We start from the raw sequence: 24273 nt of genomic DNA on the forward strand, positions 1-24273 counted from the left end.
AAATTTTGCTACATTCTATCATTAAAGATAGCTTGCTTAGCAAAATTCGCTTTTATCTTTTTACCAATGCTCTTTAATAAACACATCTCTTCCAGACTTTTCTCTATCTTCTTTATAATGCGTCTTATTTTTCTTATGATAATCCTGATGATAGGCTTCAGCTGGATAGAATGTCGCAGCTGGTTCTATTAATGTAACAATTGGCTTCTTAAATTTTCCACTTTCGGCCATTGCTTGTTTCGATTTCTCAGCAAGTTCTTTTTGTTTATCATTATGATAAAAAATGGCTGACCGATATTGAGGTCCACGATCATGAAATTGCCCATCTGGATCTGTCGGATCAATTTGTTGCCAATACAATTCTAATAACTGCTCATATGGGAATAAGTCTGGATCAAATGTAATTTCCACGACTTCAAAATGACCAGTTGTTCCTGTTTTAACTTGTTCATATGTTGGATTTTCCACATGTCCCCCACTATAGCCAGAAACAATTCCTCCAATCCCTGGCTGTTCTTCAAATGGAGATACCATACACCAGAAACATCCACCTGCAAACATTGCTTTTTCCATAATTCCCATCTCCCTAGCTGCTGCAATTAATTATTCAACATATTATTTTAAGAAAATTATCTATAACTCTCCTATTCGATTAAAATTAGTATATAATACTTTGGAGAAAGATACTATTTTATTGTATTAAGGAACATTATCAAGCTTTATGATATAGTTCAAGATGTTGTTTATGGTTATGTTACAGATTCACCTTATTTTTAGTGTGTTTATTTTTTATTCAAGATACCACCCACTAACTTATCAGCAATCCCTGGAAATAAATTATATAACACACTTCCCCAGTTCATCCAAACAGGAAGATTCAATTCACGTTTTGGGTGAATGATTAATTTTGTTACTTTATCTGCTACTTTTTCGGACGATAGCATATACTTTTGAACATTTTTGACATAGTTTCCAGATTTGTCTGCAGTAGTAAAAAAGGCCGTTTCGATTGGTCCTGGATTTACAGCAGAAATTTTGATATGGAATGGAGAAACTTCCATTCTTAAACTATTTGTAAAACCTAAAACAGCGTGCTTTGTCGCAGCATAGGCACTCGATTTAGGTGTGGCTAATTTACCTGCCTGTGATGCGACATTGATGATATGCCCACTGTTTTTTTCTAACATAGAAGGCAAAACTTCTTTTGTACAAGCTATAACCCCCATCACATTCACTTGAAACATATGATCAATATCCGTCATAGTGGCTTCATGCACCATATCAAATATGCCAAAACCTGCGTTATTCAGCAAGACATGAATAAAATCGACCTCTTGATATATTTTCGCAAATACTTCTTTTACTTGGTTCGTATTGCTAACATCTAAAGAAAAATAAATAGCTTTAACGGGAAATTGATTATTTATTTTCTCGCAAATAGAAGCAAGCTTATCTTCTGATCGAGCAAGAAGAATGGGACGAGCTCCCAAGCTAGCTACTTTTAAAGCAATTTTCGCTCCTATGCCAGATGAAGCACCTGTAATGACAATGTTCTTTCCTTTTAATACCTTCATCATTCACCTCAAAAAAGCGCAAACATATAGAAAAAATGCTGCGCACTATTTTTAATAGCAAATACTATGTTAAAATATTATAGTCTATATTTAGTCCTTGATCTTCACGTTCTTGATAAGAGAAATTTTCATAACTATATTTGCATAGAAAATAAAAAATAACAACCTAGCTCTTTACGCTTCTTTTTTCAAACAAACAAAATAGCGTCTCATATTCTTAGGGATACCTTTCATCTCAAACACGCCTGCATATACAAGGTGGCGAATCCGATATTCAAGAAAGTCAGGATCGATGTAAAGATTCTCTTCCTCTATCGTTTTCCAAATAAGCTGACTAGCCATTATGTATTCTATTCTTTCCTTCGCATACATTCTTTTCCATACTTTCAAAATTGTTTGATCATAATAACCCAGATTTACCGGTATAATCTCTTGATTTTCCCATATTCTTAAAAGCTCATCAGCGTTTGTTATTGATAGCCACTCCATTCCAAATCTTTTTTTTTGATTTGTTGTAATAACATAACTGCTATCAATATGTTCAAATATAGATTGTAATATCCCGCTTTTTATTTCTGCAGTATTTACCACTAACTTTTCAGTTGGTGCTATTTTTTCAAGGGCTTCCGATGTGTTGATAATGGAAATGGAATTAGTTTTTTTTTCCAACATAAAGATAAAAAATCTTAATGCTAACTGTTCTTCGATATTATTCCCACACCAGATATAGACGGGTCTTTCGTCATTGATTTCATCTAAACTATTTATTTTATTAGCTAGTGCAATCATGTATGGATTTTCGTCCTCAAATTCCCGATTTATGTTTTCAAAAATCCATTCAGACCGTTCTCTTTGGCCATAATGCTCATCAAGTTGACGAATTGGACCATACATAAAGGCTGCATCTAAGCCAATTACTTCGATATTCTCATTAAGGTCCATAGTTAATCTACTTGCAATATGTTGTGAGGCAACTAAATGAATCGCTTTCTTCTCTTTCACTGTCTCTCTCTTCTTTTGTTTTTTGATTACTTTATTAATAGGAGTAACTAATTCTTTTAAACTCTCTTCATCTAAAAATAATCCAGTACCTACAACTGCTTCGCTACTTTCATGTTCAAAATCTTGAAACGCTTGTTTATTGTTAATTTCATATAGAGCAGAATGGTTTGTGGTCTTTAAGTCATGTAAAGTAATATATGTATGTGACTCGATTTTGTAACTATAAATGAGATGATCATCTATCAAAAAATATACATAAGAACCGTTTGTTCTACTCTTCATTAGCAATCTCCTTATTTAAATTTACTTAGTTAAATTATACATTTTTGTAGCTAATTTTCCTACTACACAAATTTTCTATTGACAGACAAGCCCTCCATCTTGCATAATCAAATAAATTTATAAAATGAATGCGATGATTAAGAATAGTAGATGGTAATGGCTTGCAAGAGAGTGAAGTTCCTAAGGCTGAAAAACTACATCAATGTCCATTTCGTTACACCTACTTAGGAGTAGTTGGGCAAACCCAAACGTAATCCGTCGATACCGGTGAAGAGTTGTATAAACATGCACATTTGCTGTTTATATGGAAACTAAGGTGGTACCACGGAAAAAACCTTTCGTCCTTTCTTTTGGATGAGAGGTTTTTCTTGTTTCATAGTAACTGTAATTATTATAAAAAGGAGGAAAGAAAATGAACAATCTTGCTATCATTGGAGCTGGTTCCATGAGCGAAGCATTAATTTCCGGAATAGTTTCAAGCAAAATAATCGAACCAACCGCTATTACTGTCACAAATCGTGGGAATGTCAAAAGACTTACTGAATTACAGGAGCGTTATGGCATTCATTACTCCTTCAACTTAGAAAAAATCATTCCAGAAGCAGATGTCATCATTCTCGCAATGAAACCGAAAGATGTAAAGGAGGCAATTGCTCAATGGAAGGATTATCTCTCGGAAAAAACCCTTCTAATTTCTGTTCTCGCTGGTGTTAGTATGGACAGCCTACAACGATTAATCGGCACAGAAGTTCCAATTGCCCGAGCGATGCCAAACACATCGGCAACAGTTGGCAAATCTGCTACTGGAATTTCCTTCAACTCCTTTGTGGTAGACGAGCAAAAACAATTCGTCCATGAGATGTTTGAGACTGTTGGCTTCGTTACATTTGTGGAGGAAGAACAATTAGATGCAATAACTGGGCTCTCAGGAAGCGGTCCCGCATATATCTATTACTTAGTAGAAGCAATGGAGAAAGGTGGTCTTACAATCGGGCTAGATCGTGATGTAGCTAATGCATTAATTATACAAACATTACTTGGTGCTGCTGAAATGATCGCAAAATCATCTAAAACGCCTCTAGAGCTCCGTAAAAATGTGACAAGTCCTGGAGGAACAACGGAAGCAGGAATAAGAATACTAGAGGAATTTGATGTGCAAAAAGCCTTTATTACATGTATTCAAGAAGCAACTGCCCAATCGAAACGAATGGGAAAAGCACTTACGGACGATTTGAAGCTTCCTAAATAAAGGAAAGTAACCATTTCCCACCTATTTTTGTGCATTTCATATGCTTAAATCTTATTACTGGTGTTTAAGACACAGTGGGATAAATAGTGACTATCACTCTAATGTATTCATACAATACCAAAGGCTGTTGGCTTCAATGTGACAACAGCCTTTTTTCTTCTAAATATCAAACTCTGAAAAATCTTCTGCAATATATGTATTAGGAAATATGCCTCTTGCTTCTCTCAATAGCTGTATAGTTAACGATTGGTCATATCTTGCACTAATATGGGTTAATAGCAGACAATCAACATTAGCCCTTTTCGCTGTTTCGGCAGCTTGTACAGTTGTGGAATGATAATATTCGGTGGCAATAGAAGCTTCTTTTTCAGAAAATGTTGCTTCATGAACCAATATTTTTGCTTCTTTAGCTAATACTTCTGCAGCATTACACGTTCTTGTATCCCCTAAAATAGTAATAATTCTTCCTTTAATATTCGGCCCAAGAAAAGTTTGACTGCTTATGACTGTACCATCATCAAGCTTGAGGTCTTCTCCATCTTTAATTTTTTTATAAATAGGTCCTGGTTTTATCCCATATTCCAATAATTTGACGGTATCTAACTTTCCTGGGCGATCCTTTTCGATTACACGATAGCCAAAGCTTGTTACACCATGCTCTAATATTTTTGCTTCTACCATAAAATCATCGTCTTCAAAGATTACGCCTTCTTCTATCTCCACGACTCGTAGCTCATATTTTAAGTATGTCTGACTAACAGCAAGACTGGTTTGTATATAGTCCCTAATTCCTTTTGGTCCATATACTGTCAATGGTGTTTCTCCCCCTTGAAAAGATCTACTCGAAAGAAAGCCTGGCAATCCATAGATGTGATCTCCATGTAAATGGGTAATAAACACCTTCTCCACTCTTCTTGGTTTTATACTTGTATGTAAAATTTGATGCTGTGTTGCTTCTCCACAATCAAATAGCCAAATACTACCCTTTTCTTCTAAAAGCTTTAAAGCAATTGCTGTAACATTTCTCGATTTAGCCGGAATCCCTGCACCCGTTCCTAAAAATTGCAATTTCATATTTACTCGATAATCCCCTTTCATTTTTCTTCGTTGTACCTAATCCTGCTGTATAAATAAAACCGTATCATTAAATACTAAATCAGAATAGTTGCCTTAAGTATACTTTACAGCTGATGGAATATCCAAATTCCTAAATCTTTTAACTAGTAACTTTTGCTAATCTATTGTAATATCATGTTGGATGAATGAAAAATTTCTGCTGAAAATACAAATAGTAAAAATATTTGCAAAAATTACAAACAAATCTGTTGCCTTATCCTTCAGAAAAAGATAAAATTTTATAACTGTATAGGTACATGTCTTATTTTAAGAAAAATGTACTTTTGTAAAGCAGCAATTTAAAAATTTTCATACATATATAAATGAAATGAGGTACAAGAAAGTGAATGAAAAACAAACATCAAATGCACTTATTATGATCTTCGGAGCTACAGGAGATTTAGCCAATAGAAAGCTTTTCCCATCTCTTTATCGATTGTATAAAAAAGGTAAATTAGCAAATTTCGCCGTGGTAGGTGTAGGAAGAAGAACGTTAACACAAGAACAGTTCAAACAAAATGTTGTTAACTCTGTGTCTGAAGCCATTGCGGGTTCTAAAAATGATGACTTAGAGACATTCGCTTCTTATTTCTGCTATCATTCTCATGATGTTACAGATTCAAGCTCTTATGCGGAGCTAAAAAACATCGCAGATGAATTAGATGTCAAATATAGCTTAAACGGCAATCGTGTATTTTATTTAGCAATGGCACCAGAATTCTTCGGACCAATTGCGATTCATTTAAATCAGGATGGATTAACGGATGTAAAAGGATATAAACGTTTAATCATTGAAAAACCATTTGGACATGACTTAGAATCCGCTAAAGAACTGAATGAGCAAATCCGTACTGCTTTTTCTGAAGATGAAGTATATCGAATTGACCATTACTTAGGAAAAGCAATGGTTCAAAATATTGAAACGATTCGTTTTTCTAATGCGATTTTTGAAAACCTGTGGAACAACCGTTATATCAGCAATATTCAAGTAACCTCAAGTGAAGTACTTGGAGTGGAAGAACGTGGTAGATATTATGAAACAAGTGGCGCACTTCGTGATATGGTTCAAAACCATATGCTACAGATGGTTGCCCTTCTTGCAATGGAACCGCCAATTAAACTTACTCCAGATGAAATTCGCTCAGAGAAAGTAAAAGTTTTCCGTGCAATGCGTCCAATTGAAGTAGAGGAAATGGACAAATACTTTGTAAGAGGACAATACGGCAAAGGATTAGTAGAAGATTTAGAAGTACCAAGCTACCGTGAAGAACAAATGGTTGATCCTAATTCCAATACTGAAACTTTTGTAGCTGGTAAAGTAATGATCGATAACTTCCGTTGGGCTGGCGTTCCATTCTATATCCGTACAGGAAAAAGATTAGAAAGCAAATCAACAAAGATTGTTGTTCAATTTAAAGATATCCCAATGAATCTATATAATCGACCTGATCAAGAGATCACACCAAACCTTCTTGTCATTCATATTCAACCAGAAGAAGGAATCACTTTGCATTTAAATGCTAAAAAAGCAGGACAAAACATGGAAGCAACACCTATTAAACTGAGCTATGCAAATACAGGAATTGCAGGAATAAATACACCAGAAGCCTATGAGAAACTAATTGATGACAGCCTTCACGGTGATGCTACAAACTTTACCCATTGGGATGAAGTTGCGTTATCTTGGAGCTACGTAGATAAAATTTCACAAGCGTGGGAACAAACTCCTTCTACTCAATTCCCAAATTATGCATCAGGGACAATGGGACCAAAAGAGGCAGATGAGTTATTAGAAAAAGATGGCTTCTTCTGGTGGCCGGTCAATCAATTTGAAGTAGATGTTTGCTAAGTAAAACTTTTTCTAGAAACTTTTAAAAAACGTGAATCCTCATTTGAATTCACGTTTTTTTGCTTATCAAAAATGGAATAATAGGAGCTCCTGATGAAAAAAATAAAATTTGCCTTTACTATTTTGCTAGTATTTCTCATATATAATTTACTTGTTTATTACATTGGCTGGAATGGTTATGTATGGCTTAAATCCTTTCAACTGACACCCTACCCAGCTTTCTATATTGGAGCTATTATCCTTTTTTCCTATGCGTATTTTATTAGTCACTTCCTTAAATCAATTACGATCTTTAAAATAATGGGTGCCTATTGGCTAGCTATTTTTGAATATGGACTAATCCTTTTTCCCCTAGCCAATATTAGCTGGTTTATCTTAAAGATGTTGATGGATCCGATGGATGCGACCATAATCATAGGTACTATCACTGCATCCTTACTCTTATTTTTACTTGTTTTTGGAACATATAATGCTTATTCGCCAATTATTAGAACATATAAACTTACTGTAGAAAAAAAACAAGCAAAAAGAGACACTCTACGCATCGCTATGGCTTCTGATATGCACTTTGGCACTTTATCTGGGAAAAGTCATTTAAATCGGCTAGTAACGCAAATAAACAGCCTACAGCCTGATTTAATATTATTACCTGGCGATATCATTGATGACGACCCAATTCCTTTTATGAAAAAGAAGATGGGAGAGCAATTAAAGCAATTACATGCTCCATTAGGTATTTATGGTGTATTAGGCAATCACGAGTATTATGGAAAAATGATACCTACGTTTATTAAAGAAATGAACCGCATTGGCATTCACATCTTAATGGATGAAAAAATCACAATCGACGAAACTATTCGTCTAATTGGTAGAAAAGATAAAACAGATAAAGATAGGCTTTCCATTCCTGCACTATTAGAAAATGAGAGCAACCGCCTTCCAATCATCATGATGGATCACCAGCCAGATGAGCTTGAAGCTGCCATGAATGATGGAATTGACGTCATTTTATCAGGACATACACACAGAGGACAAATGGCACCAAATCATCTTATAACTAGAAGAGTATTTGAATTAGATTGGGGATACAAACAAAAGAAGCAACTTCATGCCATTGTTTCCTCCGGCTTTGGATTCTGGGGACCACCAATTAGAATTGGCAGTAGATCAGAGATCGTTTCTATTGAAATTAAATTTACTTAAAACGAGTTAACTATTATTATTTTGAAAAAATAAACACTCTTGTATATGCTGCTGAAAAAATATAGCAGCATATTTTTTATAGTATTTTTTAATTTAAGTAGGTAGAAGAAATGATTGGGTGCGGAAAATTTCTATTTGATGATACGCTTGATGAACACACTTTTCTCTTTCCAGCTCGTCTTTTGGTTTTCATTCCCTTGATAAATGCCACTATACCCTCAACTTCCGCTATACCCCCTTTTATCATTCCCATAATTTATGCATCTTCACCGTTGATATATCATTCAGTTTATTTAATCCCAACAAAAAAAACACACCACAATTAAAAGTGTGATGTGTTTTAACATATTTCTTATTTTTCCATCCAGTTTGTATGGAAAATTCCTTCTTTATCAAGACGCTCATATGTGTGTGCACCGAAATAGTCACGTTGCGCTTGTAATAAGTTTGCTGGTAAAGTTGCTGTACGGTAGCTATCAAAGTATGATAATGCTGCTGCAAAGCTTGGTACAGGAATACCGTTTAAGACAGCACCAGAAATTACTTCACGTAATGCTGCTTGATAGTTTTCAGTGATTTCACTGAAGTATGGATCCAATAATAGGTTTTTCAATTCTGGATCACGGTCATATGCATCTTTAATTTTTTGTAAGAATTGAGCACGAATAATACAACCACCACGGAAAATCATAGCGATTTCTCCATAGTTTAAGTTCCAATCGTATTCGTCAGATGCTTCTCTCATTTGTGCAAAACCTTGTGCATATGAAACAATCTTACTTAAGTAAAGTGCTTTACGAACAGATTCGATATATGCTGCTTTATCGCCTGTAAATGGTTTGATTTCTGGACCTGTAAGTACTTTACTTGCTTTTACACGTTCGTCTTTCATTGCTGAAATAAAACGAGCAAATACAGATTCTGTAATCATTGGAAGTGGAACACCTAAATCTAGGGCACTTTGGCTTGTCCATTTACCAGTTCCTTTTTGACCAGCAGTATCTAAAATTAGATCTACTAAAGGCTTACCTGTTTCTTCATCTATTTTAGTGAAGATGTCTGCAGTAATTTCGATTAGGTAGCTATCAAGCTCGCCTTTATTCCATTCTGCAAATACTTCATGAAGTTCTTGCGCTTCTAATCCTAGAACATGCTTCATGATAAAGTATGCTTCACAGATTAATTGCATATCTCCATACTCTATACCGTTGTGGACCATTTTAACATAATGGCCAGCACCATCTGGACCGATATAAGTAGTACAAGGCTCATCATTAACTTTTGCAGAGATATCACGGAAAATAGGAGCAACTAATTCATATGCTTCTTTTTGACCACCAGGCATGATAGAAGGACCTTTTAAAGCGCCTTCTTCTCCACCAGAAACGCCTGTACCAATAAAGTGAATACCAAGTTCACTTAATTCTTTGTTACGTCTTTGTGTATCTTTAAAGAATGTGTTACCACCATCGATAACAATATCCCCTTTATCTAATAAAGGTTTTAATTGCTCGATTGTAGCATCTGTAGCTGGACCTGCTTTTACCATTAACATAATTTTACGTGGAACTTCTAAAGATTGTACAAATTCTTCTAACGTATATGTTCCAACAATATTCTTGCCTTCTGATTCTTTAAGCATTTCTTCTGTTTTTTCTTTTGAACGGTTGAAAACGGAAACAGTATATCCTCTGCTTTCGATGTTCATCGCAAGGTTTTTACCCATGACCGCTAAACCGATTACACCAAATTGCTGTTTTGTCATTTTTTCCTAACGTCCCTTCTAAACTATGTATCCTTTATAGTAGAATTCACTTAACTTTAGCAAGATTTTTTAAGTTATGCAACTAAAATGCAACTACTTTTCCGGTTTATTTCAAAAAAAATTTTTTATTGAAAATAACCGTACTAAAATTTCTTTCCTTGTAGAAAATCTTTATTGAAGCTAGTCAGTGTACCGATATTTTCTTCCTTTTTTGAAATATTATTTCTTTCAGATGCTGGTTCGATTATGGATGAGCCATATTTTTCTTTTAGCTTATCAATAGCAGTCCAGAGGGGTTCTTTTTCTGCGTCCTTTTCAAAAGAAAAGAGATCCAGTTGTTTTACTACAATATTATTGTCTATTAAATCTCCTGCTGTTATTCCGAGTAAGCGGACTGGATTTCCATCCCATGCTGAAATAAAAATCTCTTTGCTTAATTGATGTATCTCTTCTTCTGTTTTAATTGGATTTGCTAATTTTTTGCTTTTGGAATAATTTTTACGGTTTCCGTAACGAATCGTGACAGTAACATGATTAGCATGCACATGTTTTCTTTTCATACGCGTAGCAACTTTATTTGCTAGTGTTTCCAAAACTTGAAATAATTCTTGTTGATTCTTTACATCACGAGGCAAAGTAGTAGAATTCCCAATGCTTTTAAATTCATTAGCTGCTTCCGGATCGACTGCCCGGTTATCTTCTCCATTGGCTCTTTCCTTTAAGCGAATACCATTAATGCCTATGGTTGCTTTTAGTGGAATGGATTGAGCCATCGCCAAATCTTGAATGGTTTGGATACCAATTGCCCTTAGTTTTTCCCCTGTTTTTTTTCCTATACCATGCATTTCTTCTACTTCCATTGGCCAAAGGATTTGTGGAATGTCCCGCTTTCTTAAAATGGTGATACCCATCGGTTTTTTTAGATCAGATGCCGTTTTGGCGAGAAATTTATTTGGAGCAATCCCAATACTGCATGGTAAATCTAAGCGTTCATAAATTCGTTTCTGGATTGTTTTTGCAATGTAAATCGGGGTTCCTAACTCATGACAATTCGTAATATCAACATAGCCTTCGTCGATGGAAACTGGCTCAACGATATCCGAAAATTCATGGAGAATTTGAAACATGGCAAGGGATGCCGTTCGATAACGATCAAAATTTGGAGGTAAAACGATTAAATCCGGGCATTTCTTTTTTGCTTCCCATAAAGGCATGGTTGTTTTTACTCCGAATTTTCTTGCTTCATAGCTACAAGTGACGATTATACCTCTGCGCTCTTTTTCATTCCCTGCAATTGCCAGTGGTTTCCCCTTTAACTGTGGATTATAGGCCATTTCTACAGATGCATAAAAACTGTTCATATCTACATGTAGTATAACTCGTCCCTTTTTTGGATAAAATTCTTTCATCTTACCTTCACCATTCTTTTGATCATTATAGATTAATTAATACATTTATTCTTCTGGAAGAAATTAAGCAGGCTGATTTTTCATATAGTCTTTAATTTCTCTTACCCCATCTAATGTTTCAATCAAAATAGTAGGGTCCAACATCAAAACCAAACGTTTTTCTAAATTAAGAACTCCTGTTATATATTCTGTTTTCTGATATGCAGAGATTCCCACCTCTTTAATAACCTCTTCTTTAATATCAATGATTTCCTTCGCGTCATGGACAATCATGGCAAAAGAAATATCCTCTGTTCTCACTACAATTAATTTATTTGTTTCATTTTCTTCTGTCCTTTGATTATATAATACCATCTGTAAATCAATAACAGGAATGAGCTCGTCTCTTACTTTTCTTATCCCTTTCACAAAGGAAGGCAATTGAGGAACAGGTGTAATTTGTTCTTCTTTCTCAATCGATATCACATAAGAAACATCTATTGAATATTCGCCGCTAGCAACTTTAAAAATAACAACCTTCTTCTCTTCCATCTATATTCCCCCAAAATTAGTATGTACAGTAGTATTTTCCTATAAAAATATTTTCCTCTGTTTTCTAAATAAATGCAAGTAAAATAGAAACATTTGTTTCGATAAATATACAAAAAAAAGAGTGAATCCTAAATTAGGACACACCCTTACATAACCTTGATTATTTACCTGTTACTTCTTCAATAATAGCTAGTACCATCTCAGCCAATTTATTCAATTCTTCAATTGGCATCTTTTCATTTGTTGTATGAATATCTTCATATCCTACCGCAAGATTAACTGTAGGAATGCCAAAACCGCAGATTACGTTGGCATCACTACCTCCGCCGCTTTGTTGTAATTCACAGCTTCTGCCAATTTTTGCAGCGGCTTTTTTAGCCACTTCCACGACATGGTCACCTTCACCGAATTTAAAACCTGGATACATTATATCCACTTCTACAATAGCTTCTCCACCCATTTCTTTAGCAGCTGACTCAAATGCATCCTTCATCTTAGCAACTTGTGCAAGCATTTTATCTTCTACTAATGAGCGTGCTTCTGCAAGAATATCTACATGGTCGCAAACGATATTTGTTTGTTTTCCTCCAGCGAAACTGCCGATATTGGCTGTTGTTTCTTTGTCTATACGACCTAAAGGCATTTTTGCTACCGCTTTAGAAGCAATGGTAATAGCAGAAACTCCCTTTTCAGGTGCCACGCCTGCATGAGCTGTTTTCCCTAGAATCGTTGCTTTGACTTTTGCTTGTGTTGGTGCAGCTACAACGATATTTCCTACTTTACCATCACTATCTAATGCGTAGCCGTATTTTGCTTGAATTAATTTTGGATCAAGTGCTTTCGCTCCTAATAATCCAGATTCTTCTCCTACTGTGATGATAAATTGAATGGTTCCATGAGGAATATTATTTTCTTTAATTACAGTAAGTATTTCAAGCATAACAGATAAACCAGTTTTATCATCTGCCCCAAGTATTGTCGTGCCATCTGTTACTATGTATCCATCTTTAATGGACGGTTTTACTCCAACTCCAGGAACTACTGTATCCATATGAGAGGTGAAGTAAATCGGATCAACATTTTCCTTTGTTGCCGGCAGTGTACAGATTAAATTACCTGCACCGTGACCTGTAATCGCAGTAGTATCATCCTCGAATACTTCTAAACCTAGCTCTTCAAATTTCTTTTTTAATACAATACTAATTTCTTTTTCAAACTTTGTTTCCGAATCAATTTGTACTAGTTCTAAAAATTGATTTAATAAACGCTCTTGATTAATCATTTTTTGTTCCTCCAAAAATTAGTGACATTATTAGTATACGCTTATAAAAATAGAACATCAAATGAAAATCACAGGGATAATTATTTTGATTTTCATGTAGATATGAAAATTTCGGACGGAATATCTACCTTTATTTTTAAGAAAAGATCTGTATTTTTAAAGAGGCTGGGACAAATCTAAATAACTAATCTTTAAAGACGAACAATCTCTAATTTAGCTCTTAAATAAAGCTACTTTTTCATATTAGTTATTTATGGTTTTAAATATATTCAAGTGTAAAAACTAAGTCGTTCCATTGCGCTACAGACGGTCGATGCGCCGGGGAGGAAACTGAGCCTCCCTCTAGAAATGTTGGAATATCAACCTTTAAAGCCGTTTTATGGCTCCTCGCTGCGAGGGCACTGAAAAACTGATAGCTATTGATGATTGGCCGTAACTGCCTTTTAAACTTAGATGTGTAAATTGTTTTCCGAGGTGCCCACATGACTCATTGGGGCGAGCGCCGAGCCGCTTCACAGCTCACGCTCCTGCAGGGTCTCGGACTTTCTCGCTGTTCCCATAGGAGTCAAGCGGTCACCTCTCCAAACCAACTTAATATTCGCTTTCAAATAAATAAATTCTTATTTAATTTGGAGATACTATACTTTTTCAGTGCCCTCCTCGCTGCGCTGCGGGGTCTCAGCCTTTCCTCTATTTCCCGCAGGAGTCGACCGTCCTCCGCTCCATTTCAGTTCATTTTTAAACCTTTTTTTAAAATATAAATACGAACGATCATGTAAACTTACCACATAATCGTTCGTATTTATTGTTAACTGAAATGTTTATGTCCCAGCCTCTTACCTTAAAAAAATTCCCTAATCAAAATTCCATATGTTTATAGTTGTACCATTCTTCTATTCTTAGTAAAATAGACAGTAAGAATGGTTAGACTATGGAGGATCCTATGAAGAAACGAAAAAATAGATTACAAAAGATTGTTGTATATTTAATGATCTTTATTATGCTAGCATCTACACTGTTAATCGGAATTGGAATGTTATTTTAACCGAAGACTATCTTACTAATGGAAGAACTAAGCAGTCTGAATACACGTAATCTCCTATGGGAGCTGCGTGAAAGGGAATACCCCTAAAGCCGAGAAGGCTAAAGCGCAGCCCCATGGTAAGCGAAATGTATTCAGACTGCGGGTAATACAACAAACTTTTTTTGAAAGCTTCTTGCCAAAAACAAAAACAGTTCGTGTTTATTACTAGCTGAAACGATGTTGTCCCAGCTCCTTTTTTATTCATGAATAGCCCCATACTCTTTTGCTAATTCCTCAAAGCTTTTATCTGACTTTGTTATTAGAACTTTGGTTCCTAATGGTATTAAATCATAAATCGATTCTACTGCCTCATTTTGCATACGGACACAGCCATTGGACACATAATTTCCAATAGTGCCTGGATTATTAGTTCCATGAATACCATATATTCTTCCATCTGTATTCTTCGCATCAAAACCAATCCACCGTGTTCCCAAAGGATTATCTTCATGTCCGCCAGCGATATTTTTTTTGCGATAATACGGTTCTACTGCTTTAACTGTAATGGTAAATAAGCCATCTGGTGTTAAGTCTTCTGTTTTTCCTGTCGATACACTAATAATAGTTTGAACTCTATTTTCATCTATTATGGATAATTGATTGGTTTTTTTTGTTTATAATAACAAAAGAATCTCCTGGTAAAGGGTTTTGCCCTAATGGCCATATAGGTGAGACAGTTAGGAAAATAGAAAGAATAAGTTTCAGCATACAATCACACTCGCTTTTTTTCTTAGTGTATGTGGATGCTTATTCTTTATACGATAAGGAATCGTAATCCTAATAGGATTCATTCAGCTTCACTGAGTACGAAAAAGATTCCTTCATCCTAGAGACGAAGAAATCTAATTGTATTCAATATTATAGCATTTTTTCCAAAAATTCTTTTGCGCGTTCTGTTTTTGGATTGGTGAAAAACTCTGCTGGCGGTGCATCCTCTACTACAACTCCACCATCAAGGAATAATACTCTGTTTGCCGCTTCTCTCGCAAAGCCCATTTCATGTGTCACAATTAGCATGGTAATGCCTGTATTTGCAAGTGATTTCATTACCTCAAGCACTTCTTTTACCATTTCAGGATCCAAAGCTGACGTTGGTTCATCAAATAAGATTACTTCTGGATTCATTGCAAGAGCACGTGCAATAGCGACCCTTTGCTTTTGTCCCCCAGATAAACGGCTAGGATAAACAGCTGCTTTATCAGCAAGGCCAACTTTAGCAAGAAGTTCTTTACCCATTTTTTCCGCTTCTCCCTTACTTAATCCCTTCACTTTAATCGGTGCATATGTTACGTTTTGCAAAACCGTTTTATGTGGGAAAAGATGAAAATGTTGAAATACCATCCCCACATTTTCTCTCATTTTTTTTATGTTTGTGTTTTTTGTCGTAATATCCGTCCCATCAATGATTACTTTTCCTTCTGTAGGCACTTCAAGCAAGTTTATACAGCGAAGAAAAGTAGATTTCCCTGAACCAGAAGGACCGATTATGGTCACTACTTCCCCTTTTTTGACCTGTGTATTAATCCCTTTTAAAACTTGAAGGGAGCCATAGGATTTATGCAAATTTTCAACATTAATCACTTCTTCTCATTCTCCTTTCAACGGCTTTTGCCAATGTAGTCAACATCATTACTAATACATAGTAGATAAGACCTGCTAGAATCATTGGCTCCAAATATGCATATTTTTCTCCACCCATAATATAGGCCCTACGCATAATATCTGTTACACCAATTACCGTTACAACCGCTGACTCTTTTGTTAAAGAAACAGCTTCATTGATTAATGCCGGAAAAATATTTTTTAAAGCCTGTGGCAAGATTAAGTCAAACATTGCTTGTCTAGGTGAGACACCTAATGCCATGGCTGCCTCTTTCTGTCCACGATCAACTGCTAAAATTCCAGCTCGAATAATCTCAGAAATATAAGCAGCTGAATTTAAGCCAAAGGAAAGAATCGCAGCAACCGAGGGTTCTATTTGTATCCCAGTTAATTGCGGAACCCCAAAATAGATAATCATTAATTGCAAAACAAGTGGCGTCCCTCTGAATACAGATGTATAAATAGCAGCTATCCAGCTTAATACTGGAATCTTACTTAGTTTAAATATCGAAAGTATAATCCCTAAAACAAATCCAATAATTCCAGCTACAATAACAATTTGCAATGTTACTGTTACTCCCTTCAGTAAATAAGGAAGCGATGGAATAAATTGTTGGAAATCCAAGCCCATTAATATCTCAATCCTTTCATAAAAAACAGGGTGTCTTCTATCTATTTAGCTTAAAAACAAGAAAACGTTTAGGGCAAACTTGCCCTAAACTGTCCCCGGCTTTCACTTCTCAATTAGTTATCAAACCATTTAACAATTAACTCATCAATTTCTCCGCTATCTTGCATTTTCTTTAATTCATCATTGAACTTACTTGTTAATTCACTGCCCTTTGGAAATGCAATCGCAGAACCTGCATCCTGATTAGCTTCTTTTGCAGGGAAGGATGTTAATGTATCCTCTTTATTTAAATAGCCAGTAGCAACAACATCTTCGATAATTGCAGCATCAAATCTTCCAGCTTTAATTTCTTGAATTAGTTGCGGGATTCGGTCACGATTTTCGACAGTAATCTTTACTGTTTCAGCAATTTCATTTGCTGCATCCTCTTGAATGGAACCTAATTGTACCCCAACTTTTTTCCCTTCAAGGTCTTTCACTGTTTTAATATTGCTATCTTTTGTCGTTATAACTAAATCTTTTGATGTGTAATATACATCACTAAAATCAACGTTTTCAGCTCTTTCTGGTGTTGGAGACATACCCGATAGTACTAAATCTACTTTTCCAGATTGCAAAGCAGAAATTAATCCGCTAAAGTCCATATCTTTAACTTGGATTTCATACCCAAGTTTTTCGCCTAATGCATTAGCTAAATCAATATCAAAACCGATAATGTCATCACTTTTTGCTGTATCAATATATTCAAATGGCGCATAGTCAGCTGAAGTTCCCATGACAAGTACCTTTTTATCAGAAGATCCACTATCACTATTTGAACTGTTTTCATCAGTAGAGGTTCCACAAGCGCTTAAAACAACTACGATTGATAACAGCATTAATGTTAATAATTTTTTCATTATTTATTATCCCCCTATACTTTCTAATGCTTCTATTCTCTATTAATATTGCTTATTTGTTGCAAATTATAAGATAATCTTTCATTTATATTCATGCAACAATATGAATTTTAACACATACTTATAAATATTCAATACAATTTATACAAATTCAATAAATGAAATACTATTCTGAAAAAATTTAATTTTTAAATAAATATAGTTATATTTTTTTGAAAATTCTTTTTTCTCACAAAACGAAACCATGGACATAATCGCTCTTTATGTTGATTAGCTACTTAATATGTAGTTTTTTCTCTTACATGCCCGAATTTTTGCATCAAAAAAAGCTCAGATACCTGAGCTTTTTGAGCAAATATACAATTCTTATTTAACTTCTTCACAGTATTCTTCAAATGCAGTTTGTAGTTTTTCTACTACTTGCATAGGATCATGACCTTCGATTTCATGGCGCTCCACCATCTTCACAAGTTCGCCGTCTTTCATTAATGCAAAAGAAGGAGAGGATGGAGGAAAACCAGTAAAATAGGAACGAGCTTGTTCTGTTGCTTCTTTATCCTGTCCTGCAAATACAGTTACTAATTGATCTGGTCTTTTTTTATAATGTAACGAGTAGCTTGCAGCTGGTCTAGCAATTCCACCAGCACATCCACATACAGAGTTCACCATCACAAGAGTCGTACCTTTTTGGGATAATGCTTCATCTACTGCTTCTTTTGTCGTTAATTCTTGATACCCAGCTTCTACTATTTCTTGTCGTGCTTGACGGACAACATCATTCATGAATAAGTTAAAGTCAATATTCATCGTTTCGCTCCCTTTTATGAAATATTTTTCTTCCTACATTATTATAAAAAAAGTACTTATTTTCAATATATATGTTTGTATTAGCTGTATTCACCATTTTACGGAACTGATTTTTCCCATTTCTTAATAGATCGGTGTTGTTTCCTCTGATGTTGTTTCTAGTATTTCTTTAATTCTTTGTAAAAACCTTCCACAAACAAGTCCATCTAATACTCGATGGTCTAATGACATGCATAAATTCACCATATCTGAGATAGCGATCATATTCTCTTTAATTACAGGTCTTTTCACAATGGATTCCACTTGAAGGATTGCGGCTTGTGGATGATTGATAATTCCCATTGACTGAATAGATCCAAATGACCCCGTGTTATTGACAGTAAATGTGCCATCTTGCATTTCATCAATAGTAAGCTTACCCGTTCTCGCTTTGTTGGCAAGTTCTGTAATCTCTCTTGCAATTCCTTTAATTGATTTTTCGTCAGCGTTTTTTATAACAGGAACAAATAACGCACCTTCTGTTGCTACAGCTATGGAGATATTAATATCTTTTTTCTGAATGATTTTGTCTCCAGCCCAAGTAGAATTAATTTCTGGGAATTCTTTTAATGCACGGGCAACTGCTTTCACAAAAAAGGCAAAGAATGTTAAGTTATAGCCTTCTTCTTTCTTAAAGGAATCTTTTACTTTATTTCTATATTGGACAAGCTTTGTTACATCGACTTCTATCATTGTCCAAGCATGAGGAATTTCATGCTTACTTTTTACCATATTACTTGCAATTGCTTTCCTAACTCCAGTAATCGGCAACTCCTTGTCTCCCGCTTTTGTTTGAATACTACTATGTACAACCGTTTCTTTAGGGGGAGTTACTGCAACATTTACAGGTGCTTTTTCTTCTTCTTTTACCTGTGGAACGCCGTCGCTTATCGCTTTTTGAACATCTTTTCTTGTAATTCTTCCACCTGCGCCTGTTCCCTTTAATAGCGCTAAATCAATTCCAGCTTCTTGAGATAAACGTAATACAGCTGGTGAATATCTAGTTTTTTGACTCGTGTCAGCTTGAATAGATATATCCGCTTCTTTTTTTACTGTCTTTTCTTCCTGAGACTGTTCTTCCTGTGATTTATCCCCTTCTACTTCAATGGTACATATTACTTCGCCTACATCAAGGGTTTGCCCTTCTTCAGCAATTAATTCTTTAATCTTTCCAGAAAAAGAAGAAGGAATTTCTGCATTTACTTTATCTGTCATAACTTCAGCAAGAGGATCATATTTGTTAACGACATCCCCTACAGCTACAAGCCAATTGCTTATCGTACCTTCTGTAACACTTTCTCCTAGTTTAGGCATGGTAATTTTCTCGATTGGCATCTGTTTTCACTCCTTCTTATGCGACTTAAAATTCTGCTAGCTTTCTCATTTCTGTTTCTACTTTTTCTGGCGTAATTAAAAAGAATTTTTCCATCGTTGGGGCATATGGCATCGCTGGAACATCTTCTCCCGCTAATCGCATAATTGGTGCATCTAAATCAAACAAACAGTTTTCGGCAATAATAGCTGCAACTTCACTAATCACACTGCCCTCTTTGTTGTCTTCTGTTATTAAAAGGACTTTTCCTGTTTTCGAGGCAGCTTCCATAATTGCTTCCTTATCTAGTGGATAAACGGTTCGTAAATCTAAAACATGGGCAGAAATCCCGTCCTCTGCCAATTTTTCAGCAGCCTGTAGGGCAAAATGAACACATAAACCATACGTGATTACAGTTATATCTTCCCCTTCTCGTTTTATATCTGCCTTACCAATAGGCAGCACATAATCTTCATCGGGAACAAACCCCTTTATTAGTCTGTAAGCACGTTTGTGTTCAAAGAATAAAACAGGATCTGGATCTTGAATGGCCGCCTTTAATAAACCTTTAACATCATATGGAGTAGATGGCATGACGATTTTCAAACCAGGAGTATTAGCAAACATCGCTTCTACCGATTGAGAATGATAAAGTGCTCCATGAATGCCACCTCCATAAGGAGCACGAATGACAATAGGACAAGTCCAGTCATTATTGGAACGATATCTAACTTTTGCTGCTTCTGAGACAATTTGGTTGACAGCAGGCATAATAAAATCAGCGAATTGCATTTCTGCGATAGGCTTTAAGCCGTACATTGCTGCTCCAATCCCTACCCCTGCGATAGCTGATTCAGCTAAAGGAGCATCAATTACTCTTTCTGCGCCAAATTGTTCGTAAAGACCTGTTGTAGCTTTAAAAACTCCCCCTTTTACCCCTACATCTTCGCCAAGGATAAATACTTTGTCATCTTTCTCCATTTCTTCTCGAATGGCTTGAGTTACTGCATCTATATAGGATATTACTGGCATCTACATTTCCCCCTTATTCACCATACACAAATTTAAGTGTATCTTCTGGTTGTGCATATGGCGCCTTTTCAGCATAATCCGTTGCTTCATTTATTTCTTCCGCGATCTTTTTATTTAAGCTTTGATCTAATTCTTCTGTTAATATTCCAGTCGACATTAAATAAGCTCTAAATGTAAATAGTGGATCTTTTCCTTTTGCTTCTGTTACTTCTTCTTTTGCACGATAGCTACTATCATCATCATCAGAAGAATGTGGGGTTAAACGGTACGAGACAGTTTCAATAAGAGTTGGCCCTTCTCCTCTTCTTGCGCGATCCACCGCCTCTTTTGTGACACGATATACTTCAATTGGATCATTTCCATCCACTGTGTATCCTGGCATTCCATAGCCAATTGCTCGATCGGAAACATTTGCACACCCTAATTGCTTTTCGATTGGGACAGAAATAGCATATTTATTATTTTCGCATAGAAAAATAACAGGTAGTTTATGCACACCAGCAAAGTTTGCTCCTTCATGGAAGTCTCCTTGATTCGAAGATCCTTCCCCAAAGCTGACAAAGGTAACAATATCTTTCTTCTCTATTTTACCCGCTAATGCAATGCCAACTGCATGTGGTACTTGCGTAGTGACCGGGGAAGAACCTGTGACAATACGATTTTTCTTTTGACCGAAGTGTCCTGGCATTTGTCTTCCTCCTGAGTTTGGATCTTCTGCTTTTGCAAAGCCCGATAGCATAATATCCTTCGTTGTCATCCCAAAAGTTAGCACAACCCCTAAATCACGATAATATGGCAGCATATAATCTTTATCACGGTCAAACGCAAAAGCTGCTCCTACTTGTGCCGCTTCTTGGCCTTGACAAGAAATAACAAATGGAATTTTTCCTGCTCGATTTAATAACCACATTCTTTCATCAATTCTTCTAGCTAAAAGCATCTGCTCATACATAGCCAATACTTGGTCGTCTGTTAAACCAGCTTCTAAATGGCGATTATGGACCATAGTCATATTATTACCTCCTAATGGAATCAATTTTTGCCTTTATTATTTACTTTCCCTTTACTTGTTTAGCTTTTTATTTAGCCATGAATTGCTTTGCCTTCTACTGCAAGCGCTGCCTCTCCAATTGCTTCTGACAGTGTCGGATGTGGATGAATCGTATTTCCAATTTCCCAAGCTGTTGCATCGAGCATTTTTGCAAGAGCTCCTTCTGCGATTAAGTCAGTAGCATGTGTACCGATAATATGAACTCCTAATAAATCTTCTGAATTTTTATCTGAGATTATTTTTACAAATCCATCTTGCTCCCCGTAAATAAGCGCTTTTCCAATTGCTTTAAAGGAGAATTTTCCTTTTTTAATCGAATATCCAAGCGCAATTGCCTCTTCTTCTGTATAACCTACACTAGCTATTTCTGGACTAGTATAGATGCATTTAGAAACTGTTTTATAGTCTAGAGGATGTGGCTTTTGCCCGGCAATATGTTCAACGGCAATTATTCCTTCATGTGAGGCTACATGTGCCAGTTGCAATCCTCCAATACAATCGCCAATTGCGTAAATATGCGATTCCTTTGTTTGATAGTATTTATTTGTTTCAATTACGTTATTAGAAACTGCAATTTCTGTATTTTCCAGACCAATTCCTTCTACATTTCCAATACGTCCAACAGATACAAGCAGTTTTTCTCCTTCAAACGACTGTATATCGCCATTTTTTTCTGCTTGGATAGTTACATTAGATGGATTCTTCTGGACGGTGTCTGCTAAAACCTTGGCACCTGTAACTATCTTGATCCCTTTTTTCTTTAGGATTCTCTGTAATTCTTTACTTATTTCCTTATCTTCTGTTGGCACCAATCGATCACTATATTCTAAAATAGTTACTTTCACATCAAAATCTGAAAGCATGGAAGCCCATTCAACTCCTATTACTCCTCCGCCCACAATAATAATGGATTTAGGAAGATCTTCCATTTGTAATGCTTCCTCCGAACTAATGACAGTCGAACCATCAATCTCTAATCCCGGTAAGGTTTTCGGTCTAGATCCTGTTGCAATGATTACATTTTTCGGAAGCAACATTTCATTTTCTTCTCCATTATTCATTTCAACTGAGATCGTTCCCGGCATCGGTGAAAAAATAGATGGTCCCATTATTCTGCCGTTTCCTTCATAAACATCAATTTTCCCTTTTTTCATTAAATATTGCACACCACTATGCAACTGGCTTATGATGGTTGATTTTCTTTCTTGCACTCGATTAAAGTCCAATCGGATATCTGATGTAATAATCCCAAATTCATCACTTTTTTTCGTTGTCGCATAAACTTCCGCACTTCTTAATAGTGCTTTACTTGGAATGCAACCATTATGTAAACATGTTCCACCTAATTTACCTTTTTCTACCACTGCTGTTTTTAAACCTAATTGGGAGGCACGAATTGCTGCTACATAGCCGCCTGTTCCACCACCTAGAATGACAAGATCATACTCTTTTGCCATTTTTTCACACCCCTTTACTTTCATACTCTTTTACTAATTCTTCCTTGCGTAATACTCGGAGTACTCCCTGTGCCAATGACTGTCGCTCATTTTCGCCTGGATATACCATTATATCTGCAATCCAATTAACACGTTCCATAATTAATTTTACAAATAAATTACTGTATGCAAGCTCACCTGTTAAGATAATGGCGTCTACTTCCCCTAATAGCACTGTACTTACACTGCCGATTTCCTTAGCGACTTGGTATGCTAGCGCTTCAATAATGTGATAACTTGGATTATCACCCTTTTTTAGTTCTTCTTCTATATCTAGTGATCCTCTACTTGGTTTATCGATATAAGCCATTATCCCTGAATGGTATAGTAATTCTTGCTTCATTTCTTCGTAGCTGAATTTTCCTGAATAACATAAATCAACTAAATCACCATGTGGTAGTGTTCCAGAACGTTCGATACTAAAAGGCCCTTCCCCATTCAATCCATTATTAACATCGATTACTCTTCCGTTCGAATGTGCTCCAATTGTAATCCCATCGCCAAGATGTGCAATGATTAATTGAACATCCTCATACTTTTTGCCAAGCTCCATCGCCGCACGTCTTCCTGTTGCTTTATGATTAAGGGCATGGAATATACTTTTTCTTGTAATTTTCGGGTAACCAGAAATCTTAGCGATATCGGCCATTTCATCCACAACAACTGGATCTACTATATAGGAGGGAATCTCGAAATGCTCGCCAATTTCATAAGCGATAAGTGCTCCCAGATTAGAAGGATGTTCTCCTCTTGTTTGTTCAAGCAATTCTTTACGCATAGCAGCATTTACCAAATAGGTTCCGCCATCGATGGGCTTAAGTAAACCGCCTCTTCCACAAACAGCAGCTAATTTCGAAAGATTGATTCCTTTAATTACTAGATAAGACAAAATTTCATCTGCTCTAAATTTATATTGAGAAGCAACAGAAGGAAATTCCGCTAACTTATCAGAATCATGAGATAAATCGTCTATTATTAGCGGAACCTCGTTTTCATAGAGGGCAATTTCTGTTACTAATGACCTCGGGTTTATTACCAATATGCGAAATTTACTCATT

At 35.8% G+C, this 24273-nt stretch carries 21 protein-coding genes and 1 pseudogene; 4 read left to right on the plus strand and 18 right to left on the minus strand.

Annotated features, from left to right (window positions below; translation table 11 throughout):
* Positions 1-60: 60 nt before the first annotated feature.
* From msrA to ACTNDN_RS13960, 3 genes are all read right to left on the minus strand, one after another.
* Positions 61-573: a peptide-methionine (S)-S-oxide reductase MsrA gene (gene msrA / locus ACTNDN_RS13950; RefSeq protein ID WP_349205114.1), complete on the minus strand. Its 513-nt coding sequence runs from the start codon at positions 571-573 to the stop codon at positions 61-63.
* Positions 574-782: 209 nt separating this feature from the next.
* Positions 783-1577 carry an SDR family NAD(P)-dependent oxidoreductase gene (locus ACTNDN_RS13955; protein ID WP_349205115.1) on the minus strand — a complete coding sequence of 265 codons (795 nt, stop codon included), beginning with the start codon at positions 1575-1577 and terminating at the stop codon, positions 783-785.
* Between the two features lie 171 nt (positions 1578-1748).
* Positions 1749-2858, minus strand: a complete 1110-nt coding sequence (locus ACTNDN_RS13960; protein WP_349205116.1) for a DUF1835 domain-containing protein — start codon at positions 2856-2858, stop codon at positions 1749-1751.
* A 412-nt stretch (positions 2859-3270) separates the two neighbouring features.
* Here ACTNDN_RS13960 and proC point away from each other — a divergent pair, with 412 nt between their 5' ends.
* Positions 3271-4107, plus strand: a complete 837-nt coding sequence (proC, locus tag ACTNDN_RS13965; protein ID WP_349205117.1) for a pyrroline-5-carboxylate reductase — start codon at positions 3271-3273, stop codon at positions 4105-4107.
* 159 nt (positions 4108-4266) lie between these two features.
* On the opposite strand, the gene rnz is transcribed toward proC, so the two are convergent.
* Positions 4267-5181: a ribonuclease Z gene (gene rnz, locus ACTNDN_RS13970; RefSeq protein WP_349205118.1), complete on the minus strand. Its 915-nt coding sequence runs from the start codon at positions 5179-5181 to the stop codon at positions 4267-4269.
* Positions 5182-5599: 418 nt separating this feature from the next.
* Between rnz and zwf the strand changes: the two genes are divergently transcribed.
* Both zwf and ACTNDN_RS13980 read left to right on the plus strand, forming a co-directional pair.
* Positions 5600-7072 (plus strand): glucose-6-phosphate dehydrogenase, encoded by a 1473-nt coding sequence (gene zwf, locus ACTNDN_RS13975; RefSeq protein ID WP_031538393.1) that lies wholly within the window; start codon positions 5600-5602, stop codon positions 7070-7072.
* Positions 7073-7165: 93 nt separating this feature from the next.
* Positions 7166-8275 (plus strand): metallophosphoesterase, encoded by a 1110-nt coding sequence (locus ACTNDN_RS13980; RefSeq protein WP_349205119.1) that lies wholly within the window; start codon positions 7166-7168, stop codon positions 8273-8275.
* A gap of 352 nt (positions 8276-8627) precedes the next feature.
* Here ACTNDN_RS13980 and gndA read toward each other — a convergent pair whose 3' ends face one another.
* From gndA to ACTNDN_RS14000, 4 genes are all read right to left on the minus strand, one after another.
* Positions 8628-10040, minus strand: a complete 1413-nt coding sequence (gene gndA / locus ACTNDN_RS13985; RefSeq protein ID WP_048717795.1) for an NADP-dependent phosphogluconate dehydrogenase — start codon at positions 10038-10040, stop codon at positions 8628-8630.
* A 143-nt stretch (positions 10041-10183) separates the two neighbouring features.
* Positions 10184-11449 carry a DNA polymerase IV gene (locus ACTNDN_RS13990; protein ID WP_349205120.1) on the minus strand — a complete coding sequence of 422 codons (1266 nt, stop codon included), beginning with the start codon at positions 11447-11449 and terminating at the stop codon, positions 10184-10186.
* 63 nt (positions 11450-11512) lie between these two features.
* The gene (locus ACTNDN_RS13995) at positions 11513-11980 is read right to left on the minus strand and encodes a chemotaxis protein CheW (protein WP_048717790.1); all 468 of its coding nucleotides are present in this window, start codon (positions 11978-11980) and stop codon (positions 11513-11515) included.
* A 160-nt stretch (positions 11981-12140) separates the two neighbouring features.
* The gene (locus tag ACTNDN_RS14000; RefSeq protein ID WP_048717788.1) at positions 12141-13262 is read right to left on the minus strand and encodes a tripeptidase T; all 1122 of its coding nucleotides are present in this window, start codon (positions 13260-13262) and stop codon (positions 12141-12143) included.
* Between the two features lie 943 nt (positions 13263-14205).
* On the opposite strand from ACTNDN_RS14000, the gene prli42 reads away from it, so the two are divergent.
* Positions 14206-14307: a stressosome-associated protein Prli42 gene (prli42, locus tag ACTNDN_RS14005; RefSeq protein ID WP_152910842.1), complete on the plus strand. Its 102-nt coding sequence runs from the start codon at positions 14206-14208 to the stop codon at positions 14305-14307.
* Between the two features lie 236 nt (positions 14308-14543).
* Here prli42 and ACTNDN_RS14010 read toward each other — a convergent pair.
* From ACTNDN_RS14010 to buk, 10 genes and pseudogenes are all read right to left on the minus strand, one after another.
* Positions 14544-15054 (minus strand): annotated as a pseudogene (locus ACTNDN_RS14010) (L,D-transpeptidase).
* A 150-nt stretch (positions 15055-15204) separates the two neighbouring features.
* Positions 15205-15927 carry an amino acid ABC transporter ATP-binding protein gene (locus ACTNDN_RS14015; RefSeq protein ID WP_031535204.1) on the minus strand — a complete coding sequence of 241 codons (723 nt, stop codon included), beginning with the start codon at positions 15925-15927 and terminating at the stop codon, positions 15205-15207.
* Complete coding sequence (locus tag ACTNDN_RS14020; RefSeq protein WP_031535205.1) at positions 15920-16579, minus strand: amino acid ABC transporter permease; 660 nt, start codon at positions 16577-16579, stop codon at positions 15920-15922. Before ACTNDN_RS14020 ends, ACTNDN_RS14015 begins: the two co-directional genes overlap by 8 nt.
* Positions 16580-16692: 113 nt before the next feature.
* Positions 16693-17478 (minus strand): transporter substrate-binding domain-containing protein, encoded by a 786-nt coding sequence (locus ACTNDN_RS14025; protein WP_349204644.1) that lies wholly within the window; start codon positions 17476-17478, stop codon positions 16693-16695.
* 366 nt (positions 17479-17844) lie between these two features.
* A complete protein-coding gene (locus ACTNDN_RS14030) occupies positions 17845-18285 on the minus strand; it encodes a BrxA/BrxB family bacilliredoxin (protein WP_031535210.1) in 441 nt (146 codons plus the stop codon).
* A 123-nt stretch (positions 18286-18408) separates the two neighbouring features.
* Positions 18409-19659 carry a dihydrolipoamide acetyltransferase family protein gene (locus tag ACTNDN_RS14035; RefSeq protein WP_349204646.1) on the minus strand — a complete coding sequence of 417 codons (1251 nt, stop codon included), beginning with the start codon at positions 19657-19659 and terminating at the stop codon, positions 18409-18411.
* Positions 19660-19684: 25 nt separating this feature from the next.
* Positions 19685-20668 carry an alpha-ketoacid dehydrogenase subunit beta gene (locus ACTNDN_RS14040; protein ID WP_235252239.1) on the minus strand — a complete coding sequence of 328 codons (984 nt, stop codon included), beginning with the start codon at positions 20666-20668 and terminating at the stop codon, positions 19685-19687.
* Positions 20669-20681: 13 nt separating this feature from the next.
* Positions 20682-21674 (minus strand): thiamine pyrophosphate-dependent dehydrogenase E1 component subunit alpha, encoded by a 993-nt coding sequence (locus tag ACTNDN_RS14045; protein WP_235252244.1) that lies wholly within the window; start codon positions 21672-21674, stop codon positions 20682-20684.
* Between the two features lie 77 nt (positions 21675-21751).
* Entirely contained in the window at positions 21752-23176 is a 1425-nt protein-coding gene (gene lpdA / locus ACTNDN_RS14050; RefSeq protein WP_441131332.1) for a dihydrolipoyl dehydrogenase, read from the minus strand.
* A gap of 4 nt (positions 23177-23180) precedes the next feature.
* Positions 23181-24272 (minus strand): butyrate kinase, encoded by a 1092-nt coding sequence (gene buk, locus ACTNDN_RS14055; RefSeq protein ID WP_235252241.1) that lies wholly within the window; start codon positions 24270-24272, stop codon positions 23181-23183.
* Position 24273: the final 1 nt, after the last annotated feature.

The organism is Niallia sp. HCP3S3_B10 (genome assembly GCF_052064465.1).
Taxonomy (GTDB): Bacteria; Bacillota; Bacilli; order Bacillales; family Cytobacillaceae; genus Niallia; species Niallia hominis.

What these genes read in the sequence shown, in the direction of transcription:
- msrA (WP_349205114.1), bottom strand. Translation starts at nt 573, where the DNA reads ATGGAAAAAGCAATGTTTGCAGGTGGATGTTTCTGGTGTATGGTATCT.
- ACTNDN_RS13955 (WP_349205115.1), bottom strand. Translation starts at nt 1,577, where the DNA reads ATGATGAAGGTATTAAAAGGAAAGAACATTGTCATTACAGGTGCTTCA.
- ACTNDN_RS13960 (WP_349205116.1), bottom strand. Translation starts at nt 2,858, where the DNA reads ATGAAGAGTAGAACAAACGGTTCTTATGTATATTTTTTGATAGATGAT.
- proC (WP_349205117.1), top strand. Translation starts at nt 3,271, where the DNA reads ATGAACAATCTTGCTATCATTGGAGCTGGTTCCATGAGCGAAGCATTA.
- rnz (WP_349205118.1), bottom strand. Translation starts at nt 5,181, where the DNA reads ATGAAATTGCAATTTTTAGGAACGGGTGCAGGGATTCCGGCTAAATCG.
- zwf (WP_031538393.1), top strand. Translation starts at nt 5,600, where the DNA reads ATGATCTTCGGAGCTACAGGAGATTTAGCCAATAGAAAGCTTTTCCCA.
- ACTNDN_RS13980 (WP_349205119.1), top strand. Translation starts at nt 7,166, where the DNA reads ATGAAAAAAATAAAATTTGCCTTTACTATTTTGCTAGTATTTCTCATA.
- gndA (WP_048717795.1), bottom strand. Translation starts at nt 10,040, where the DNA reads ATGACAAAACAGCAATTTGGTGTAATCGGTTTAGCGGTCATGGGTAAA.
- ACTNDN_RS13990 (WP_349205120.1), bottom strand. Translation starts at nt 11,449, where the DNA reads ATGAAAGAATTTTATCCAAAAAAGGGACGAGTTATACTACATGTAGAT.
- ACTNDN_RS13995 (WP_048717790.1), bottom strand. Translation starts at nt 11,980, where the DNA reads ATGGAAGAGAAGAAGGTTGTTATTTTTAAAGTTGCTAGCGGCGAATAT.
- ACTNDN_RS14000 (WP_048717788.1), bottom strand. Translation starts at nt 13,262, where the DNA reads ATGATTAATCAAGAGCGTTTATTAAATCAATTTTTAGAACTAGTACAA.
- prli42 (WP_152910842.1), top strand. Translation starts at nt 14,206, where the DNA reads ATGAAGAAACGAAAAAATAGATTACAAAAGATTGTTGTATATTTAATG.
- ACTNDN_RS14020 (WP_031535205.1), bottom strand. Translation starts at nt 16,579, where the DNA reads ATGGGCTTGGATTTCCAACAATTTATTCCATCGCTTCCTTATTTACTG.
- ACTNDN_RS14025 (WP_349204644.1), bottom strand. Translation starts at nt 17,478, where the DNA reads ATGAAAAAATTATTAACATTAATGCTGTTATCAATCGTAGTTGTTTTA.
- ACTNDN_RS14030 (WP_031535210.1), bottom strand. Translation starts at nt 18,285, where the DNA reads ATGAATATTGACTTTAACTTATTCATGAATGATGTTGTCCGTCAAGCA.
- ACTNDN_RS14035 (WP_349204646.1), bottom strand. Translation starts at nt 19,659, where the DNA reads ATGCCAATCGAGAAAATTACCATGCCTAAACTAGGAGAAAGTGTTACA.
- ACTNDN_RS14040 (WP_235252239.1), bottom strand. Translation starts at nt 20,668, where the DNA reads ATGCCAGTAATATCCTATATAGATGCAGTAACTCAAGCCATTCGAGAA.
- ACTNDN_RS14045 (WP_235252244.1), bottom strand. Translation starts at nt 21,674, where the DNA reads ATGGTCCATAATCGCCATTTAGAAGCTGGTTTAACAGACGACCAAGTA.
- lpdA (WP_441131332.1), bottom strand. Translation starts at nt 23,176, where the DNA reads ATGGCAAAAGAGTATGATCTTGTCATTCTAGGTGGTGGAACAGGCGGC.
- buk (WP_235252241.1), bottom strand. Translation starts at nt 24,272, where the DNA reads ATGAGTAAATTTCGCATATTGGTAATAAACCCGAGGTCATTAGTAACA.